Annotated in this window: 6 protein-coding genes; all 6 read right to left on the bottom strand. The window is 58.2% G+C overall.

Annotation, left to right across the window (positions count from 1 at the left end):
• Positions 1-56: 56 nt before the first annotated feature.
• The 6 genes from otnC to otnK are packed head-to-tail and all read right to left on the bottom strand — an operon-like array spanning position 57 to position 6009.
• On the bottom strand, positions 57-680 hold the full coding sequence (gene otnC, locus OS914_RS17140) for a 3-oxo-tetronate 4-phosphate decarboxylase (RefSeq protein WP_267547270.1): 624 nt from the start codon (positions 678-680) through the stop codon (positions 57-59).
• 46 nt (positions 681-726) lie between these two features.
• Complete coding sequence (locus OS914_RS17135; protein WP_267547269.1) at positions 727-2178, bottom strand: GntP family permease; 1452 nt, start codon at positions 2176-2178, stop codon at positions 727-729.
• A gap of 31 nt (positions 2179-2209) precedes the next feature.
• On the bottom strand, positions 2210-3172 hold the full coding sequence (denD, locus tag OS914_RS17130; protein WP_267547268.1) for a D-erythronate dehydrogenase: 963 nt from the start codon (positions 3170-3172) through the stop codon (positions 2210-2212).
• A 14-nt stretch (positions 3173-3186) separates the two neighbouring features.
• A complete protein-coding gene (locus OS914_RS17125; protein ID WP_267547267.1) occupies positions 3187-3969 on the bottom strand; it encodes a DeoR/GlpR family DNA-binding transcription regulator in 783 nt (260 codons plus the stop codon).
• Positions 3966-4745: a 2-oxo-tetronate isomerase gene (otnI, locus tag OS914_RS17120; protein ID WP_324290679.1), complete on the bottom strand. Its 780-nt coding sequence runs from the start codon at positions 4743-4745 to the stop codon at positions 3966-3968. The genes OS914_RS17125 and otnI overlap by 4 nt, the downstream gene beginning before the upstream one ends.
• A gap of 16 nt (positions 4746-4761) precedes the next feature.
• On the bottom strand, positions 4762-6009 hold the full coding sequence (gene otnK, locus OS914_RS17115; protein ID WP_267547265.1) for a 3-oxo-tetronate kinase: 1248 nt from the start codon (positions 6007-6009) through the stop codon (positions 4762-4764).
• Positions 6010-6323: the final 314 nt, after the last annotated feature.

The raw sequence follows: 6323 nt of genomic DNA, 5'->3' as shown, positions 1-6323 counted from the left end.
GGCTTGAGCCACCGGCCTTCTCGTCGCCTACCCTGCAATACGCGAATATCGCCGGGCTAGCTGTTCATGAGGGCATGGACCTCGGCCGGGGACAGCGGGCGTGTGTCCCGACCCCGCAACAGCAAGGCGATCTCTGCGGAAACTTCCAATTCCTCGGCAGAATCCACGGCATTGACCAGAGTTTGCCCGGCCACAATGCTTCCGTGGTTGCCCAGGATAATGGCCTTGGCTTCCTTGGCCGCCTCGAAAATGTCCGACTCCATGTTGGGGTCGCCCGGCTTGTAGTAGGGAACCAATGGAATGTATTCGCCCAGTCGCATCACCAGATAGGGGGTGTGCGGCTGGAGCAACGGTTCCTCACTCGGTGCCAGGCAGCTGAGCGCGGTCACATGCGTGGAGTGCAAATGAACGACGGCGCCAATGTCCGGACGCGCCTGATACATGGCGCGGTGCATGACCACTTCCTTGGAGGGGGCGTCTCCGGAAACATGGTTCCACGCCGAATCCAGAAACGACAATCGACCGGCATCCAACCGACCCAATGATGAATTCGTGGGGGTCATCAGGTAGCCGTCGGCTACCCGGACGCTAATGTTGCCGGCACTGCCGACCGAGTAACCACGGTGGAACAGGCTCGCCGCCAGATTAACCAGTTCTTCCCTTGTTTCGAGAAACTTCACTTGGTGCCCTTTGCTTTGTTGTTGTTAGTTGGCAGGTAGGAACACATCAAAGGAAGGCGTCGGCGATCAGGATGGTGACCAGCGCCGTCGCCCATGCAATTGTGGTTGGAACGGACCACGTGAGAATCTGCCGCTTTACATCGGTGACGCCTAGCATGCGGTTGACCACCCAGAACAGGCTGTCATTGAAGTAGCTGAAGACCATGGCGCCCAAGCATGCTGCCTGTGCAGCGAGAATCATGTTGACGTCCGGGATCTGGGCCAAAATTGGTGCAGACAGGGAAGCGGCGGTAATGATGGCAACCGTCCCGCTGCCTTGAACCAGTCGTACCATGGTTGCGATCAGGAACGGGATGAGGATGCTGGGCAGCGGCATGGTGGATACCCACGCGCCGATGGCATCGCCAACACCGCTATCGCGAAGAACTGCTCCGAGTGCGCCACCGGCGCCGGTGACCAACAAGATGATGCCGGCGGATTCGACGCCCTTTTCCATCTCTGCAAGAACGCTGTTGCGGTCCATCTGGCGGGCCAACCCGTAGATGGCAAGAATTACACCGAGGCCGACCGCAATCACGGGGTTGCCCACGAAGGAGGCAATCTGGACAAGCAGTGCCGGGACGACGTCTTCCGTGGTCTTGGCCACGGCCGAGATTGCGGTGTTCAGGAAAATTAGAACAATGGGAGCCAGGATCGGAAGCACTGACAGGAACAACGAGGGAAGGACCTTCAGGCGTTCGTCGGCAAGGTCGTTGAATTCCTGGAAGGCTTCCTTGGCACTGGTCTTGCCGTCTGCTACTAGCAGGATATTGCCCCCGCCACCGGAGGCCACAGCGGCCGGGATGGGGGCCATCGCTTCGATCCTAGGACCGGCAAACCGTGCATAGAGCGTTACAGTTACCAAGGCAGGCACGGTGAGCAGTACGCCATAGAGGATCATTTCACCGATGGAGACACCGTAGATGCCCGCAGCGCCGAGCGGGCCGGGGGTCGGCGGAACAGCATGGTGGGTAAGAACCATGCCGCCAGCCATGGCAATGCCCAACGTCAGCCTTGATCGGCCCGTGCTGGTGGCCAGTGCCTTGACCAGGGGTGTGAGGATCACGAATGCGCTGTCAACAAAAATCGGGATAGAGATGATGTAGCCGGCAACCGACAGCGCCCATTCCTCGCGCTTATTGCCAAGCCATCGGATCATGGTGATGGCCAGCTTTTCGGCTGCTCCGGAGACCTCGAGGATGCGCCCCATCATGACGCCGAAGCCAACCACCAGACCGATGGTTGCAAGTGTTGAGCCGAATCCCTTGGTGATGGAGGCTACAGCCGCATCCGGTGTCATACCGGCGGCCAGAGCGGCAATGGACGCCGCAATGATCAGGGCAAGAAGTGCGTGCACCTTTGTTTTGAGCACAAGGACAATAAGCACTGCAATAGCAACGACCAGCCCAATTATGGCGGCGGGGGTGACCGTTGTGATGGTTTCAACCGCAAAATTCATGATGATATTCCTAGATTATGGAGATGAAAGGTTAGTTTGCGATGAAATCGTCGTGGTATTGCTGGACAACCTGATCGAAATCAGTGTCTGAAACAAAACCGAGTTCCCGCGTGCGCATCACGTCGAAGGCGCCGGGCCAGGATCCAACAATGGCGTCAACCCTTGCGTCGTAGTCGATACTTACGAGATCTCGTGCCGCTTGGCCTCCCACCCGTTCCAGGCTTTCGAGCATTTCTCCGGCAGTGACGCTCAAGCCCGGAATGTTCAGCACGCGCCAGTCGCCCAGCAGCTCTCCACCAAGCTCAAAGGCGTGGACCAGGTTGGTGACCGCGGCGTTGGGGGATGAGAGCCACATCTTCGTCTCGACCGGAACCGGGCACACTGATTTGGTGCCATTGAGCGGCTCGCGAATGATGGAACTGGCAAAGGAAGAGGCTGCGCTGTTCGGTTTGCCGGGGCGCACGGAAATGGTGGGGAGGCGGCAGATGCGGCCGTCGATGTAACCCTTACGGGTGTACTCGTTGACCAGCAGTTCGCCGATTGACTTGACCATCCCATAGGTCGATTCCGGTTGCGTAGCCATGTTCTCCGGTACGATTTCCGGCATTGCTCCGCCGAAGACTGCCAGCGAGCTGGTAAAGACAAAGCGGGGAGTAGCCTGGATGCAACGCGCGGCCTGAAGCAGTGCGCGAGTGCCATCGACATTAACGTTCATGGCCAGATCGAAGTCATCCTCCGAACCGCCGCTGAGCACGGCCGCGAGGTGGAAAATTCCCACCGTGTCCTGCGTGACCAACTGGTGCAGCAGCTCGATGTCGCCAATGCTGCCCTTGATTGAGGTGACACGTGAATCATCGACGGGGCACTCGGCCAGGTCGAGGGACACTATTTCGTCGAATTCCACGGCACCCGTCCCGGCATCCTTGCGTTCCAGCAGGAGTTCGATGACTCGGCTTCCGAGGAATCCGCCACCGCCTGTAACTATAATCTTCATCTTTGAAACTCTCTTTAGTGGGGGGAATCGACGCGGGGATCAGCCAAAGTCAAGGGAATTCCCAGTTCCTTGATCTTCTCGACCGCCGCATCGGCAAGACCGGAATCGGTAATGATCTCGTCGATGTCTGTGAGCTTTACTGCATGTAAGTTGGCCACCCGGCCGTACTTGCTGCTGTCGCACACCAGGATGGTTCGAGCGGCAGAGTCTTTGATGGCCCGTTTGACCGCCAATTTGGCGTCTGTGGGCACGGAAGTACCGCGCAGGTCGAAGGAGGACGTCGAGGTAAATGCGACATCCACATTGAACTGGGCAACCATCCGGGCCGTCAGCGAACCATCCGAAGAAAGGTTCGCTCGGTCCAATGCCCCGCCGGCGAAGAAAAGTTCGTTGCTCGAGCGTTCCGCCAGGCTGAGCGCAATGGACAAGTCGTTGGTAATGAAAACCATGTTCGGCATCGGCGCCAGAAGATGGGCTATGGCCAAGGTGGTGGTGCCCGCATCGAGGAATACTACGTTGCCCGGCTGGACACGCCCCACGGCCGCCTGCGCAATAGCCAGTTTCTCGGCTTGTTTCAACCCTTCCTTGACGGTGTGGGATTGATCCAGGGCCAGACGCTCCGGCCTGCTGACACCGCCGAGCACCGAGACAACACGGCCCATTTCTTCAAGCCTGTGAATATCGCGGCGTACCGTCATGTGTGAGACCCCCAAGGCCTCAACAAGACTGTTAATACTGACGCTGCCTTGGTCTCCAAGCATCTGCAAGATGGCACGTTGCCGCTCGAGGGGGATCATTTGGGCTCGTTCCGGTAGGATGCCAGCCAGCCAAGTCCGGACGCTGTTTCGCCGGCAGGGCGATATTCGCAGCCAACCCATCCGTCGTAGCCAGCCGCGTCCAAGGCTGCCAGCACATAGGGATAGTTCAGCTCACCGGTATCGGGCTCATTGCGTGCTGGTACAGAGGCAATTTGAATGTGCCCGATGCGTTCCATGGAATCACGCATGAGCATGGTGACATCCCCGGAGGTGATTTGGGCGTGGTAGTAGTCAAATTGCAAGCGGGCGTTAGCTCGGTCGATGCTCTTAAGCAGATCAATAGCCTGCGCCACGCTGCCCAAGAAATATCCCGGCATGTCTCGAGCGTTGATCGGCTCGATCAACACCTCGATGTTGAGGGCAGCTGCCTGGTCGGCCGCATATTGCAGATTTTCCACATACAGGGCCCTGGTCTTCTCGGTGACCTCGGCGATACCAGCCATAATGTGGACCTTGGGGCAACCCAACGCCTGTGCATACTCCAATGCTTGCGCGATGGACTCCCGGAACTCCTGCTGGCGCCCTGCCAAGGAGGCCAGTCCACGTTCACTGCCGTCCCAGTCCCCGGCATAGGCATTGAAAAGGGCCTGTTTGAGGCCGTGCACCTCTAATTGTTCGGCGATCTGGGTTTTGGGGTGGTCGTACGGAAATAGGTACTCGACTGCTTTGAATCCGGCGTCGAATGCAGCCTTGAAACGCTCAAGAAACGGCACTTCGGTGAACATCATGGACAGGTTTGCTGCGAATCTGGGCATTTGAACGTACCTCCTCTTACTGGGCCTGGCTAAAGAAATCGACGGTTCCGAAGTTTCCTGATTTCAAAGCCAGGTCCACCCGACCATCTAATGACCGGACCCAGGGAACACCCGGCGCGATCGGATCTCCGACTTCAAATCTCGTGATGCCCAACGCCGTGGTGACAGATCCGGAGGTCTCGCCGCCAGCAACTATCACTCGCTGGACTCCTCCGTCTACCAGTGCGACGGCGATGCGGCCGAAGAATTTCTCAATGGCGTGGCTGGATTCGGCTGAACCATAGGTCTGCTGGAGACGCTGTACCTCGGTGGGGCCGGAAGTGGCGAAAATTAGCGGTGCCGGAACCGAGCCGGACCATTCAGTGAACCACCCCAGCACTTCCTCGTCGTAGCCGTGGGGCGACGTCATGAGCCGATCGACATCCACGGCCAAGAACGGCCCCTTCGTCTTGTAGTCGGTAACTTGGTCGTTGGTCATGACCGAGCAGGATCCTGACAGAATCACGGCAGGCCCGGATTTGGGGGTGAAGGCTGTTTGCTGTCCTTTGACGTCGTCCGGCAGGGATCGGGCAATAGCCCCGCCAAGTCCGGAACCGCCTGTCACCAAAGGCAACTTGGCAACAGCCGCGCCCAGAACACTCAGGTGCTGGTCGTTGAGGGCGTCGAGTACGGCATAGCGGTTGCCGGCAGCTTTCAGTGCTGCAAGCGCCTCCGTGACAGCGTCGACCCCGCGTTCCACGACTTCCACCGGAACCAGGCCGGTGGTGCCCTGGGCCTGAACATCCATGAGCCGGACGAGGTTGGAATCCGTCATTGGGGTGACAGGGTGATTGCGCATGCCCGACTCGTTGAGGGGTACTCCATTGATGAAGAGGACGCCCTGGTACGTGGTGCGTCCGTTGACCGGCAGAGCGGGGCAGATCACCGTAAAATCTTCGTTCAACGCATCGAGCAACGCATCGGTGACTGGCCCGATATTTCCTTGCGCGGTGCTGTCGAAGGTCGAGCAATACTTGAAAAACACTTGCCGGGCGCCAATAGTTTTGAGCAGTTCCAAGGCTTGGAGCGACTGCGCTACGGCTTCGTTGACCGGGTTGGAGCGGCTCTTGAGGCTGACCACGATGGCTTGGACATCGAGGTCAAAGGGGTCAATGGACTCGGCTCCCGATACCTGGATGGTCTTCACCCCGTTGGCCACAAGAAAACTCGCAATGTCGGTTCCGCCAGTAAAGTCGTCGGCGATTATGCCCAGCTGAACACCCATGTTCACTCCCAGTGTGTTGCGGCAAAACACCGCACGTTGCAATTTTCACAAAACTTACCACATATTCACACGAAAGCGCCACTGGCCCTCTTCTTCGGGACAGTGGGCCGTCATTAAGGCCCATAGGTTAGCGTGGTAACGGGGCAATTGGGGCGGTGTTGACTTGCCATCACTTGGATTTTATTAACACATTTTCCCATCAATGCCATGTGCCTCACACGCTGAGGAGTGGTCATCGACCAAGCGGTGCCCACGTCTTTTGCTGTGAGGGATTGAGAGTCCGCGCACAAAGCATTGGTCCGCACTGTCGGATG

Source organism: Arthrobacter endolithicus (genome assembly GCF_026627425.1).
Taxonomy (GTDB): Bacteria; Actinomycetota; Actinomycetes; order Actinomycetales; family Micrococcaceae; genus Arthrobacter_M.
This window is presented reverse-complemented; position numbering and strand designations above follow the sequence as displayed.

Coding starts and splice junctions, on each gene's coding strand:
- OS914_RS17135 (WP_267547269.1), bottom strand. CDS start 2,178: ATGAATTTTGCGGTTGAAACCATCACAACGGTCACCCCCGCCGCCATA.
- denD (WP_267547268.1), bottom strand. CDS start 3,172: ATGAAGATTATAGTTACAGGCGGTGGCGGATTCCTCGGAAGCCGAGTC.
- OS914_RS17125 (WP_267547267.1), bottom strand. CDS start 3,969: ATGATCCCCCTCGAGCGGCAACGTGCCATCTTGCAGATGCTTGGAGAC.
- otnI (WP_324290679.1), bottom strand. CDS start 4,745: ATGCCCAGATTCGCAGCAAACCTGTCCATGATGTTCACCGAAGTGCCG.
- otnK (WP_267547265.1), bottom strand. CDS start 6,009: ATGGGTGTTCAGCTGGGCATAATCGCCGACGACTTTACTGGCGGAACC.